Origin of the sequence: Pseudomonas ovata (assembly GCF_003131185.1) — a bacterium.
Taxonomy (GTDB): domain Bacteria; phylum Pseudomonadota; class Gammaproteobacteria; order Pseudomonadales; family Pseudomonadaceae; genus Aquipseudomonas; species Aquipseudomonas ovata.
On record NZ_QFFU01000066.1, the window covers coordinates 1 to 575 of the forward strand.

1 pseudogene is annotated in these 575 nt (G+C 61.4%); it reads right to left on the reverse strand.

Features of this window, described 5'->3' with window-relative positions:
* A pseudogene (locus DGA31_RS29465) lies at positions 1-500 on the reverse strand (MobA/MobL family protein); the annotation flags it as partial.
* Positions 501-575: the final 75 nt, after the last annotated feature.

The following is a 575-nucleotide window of genomic DNA, read 5'->3' on the forward strand; positions in this document are numbered from 1 at the left end:
CCCGTATCGGTGAAAGCAGCGTCATGATTGAGCCTGTAGAGAACAGTTTTGTCTGCTCGCACCTCTGCGGTGAGCTGGGCAAGCACAGCGGCTTTTTCCAGGTGATGTAGGGTTTCCTGGCTCTTGAATGGCTTAGCCAGCGCAGGCCCGGCCCTGAAAGCGTCCATTTGCTCTCTGGCAAGTCGCGCGGCTTCAAAGTCCAGGATCTGCGCAGAAACCCGGGCAAGCTCTTTTCGCTCGGCCACGAGCTGGTGAATGTCGTCGTTTACCGCCGCACGATCCAGCACGCCTAACGGCGCTCGGCCGGCACGGGCCGCTTCACGCCGTATTTGGGTAACACGAGGGCCTTCGTGAACGGTTGCTGGCCGGTCCAACTGATCGGCGCGGAGCTGGTCGCCGGCGGCGAGCGCTGCGCGCTGTTGCTCGACCAGCGATCGACGATCGACACGGCTTTCAGATCCGGCCTGCTCCAGGGCGTGATTCGTGCGGGACTCGATCATGTGCCTAATCCATTCCACCTCAAGCGGCCCGCGCCGTTTTAAATCGTCCAGTTCGCGGGTCTTTTCGCCAAACCC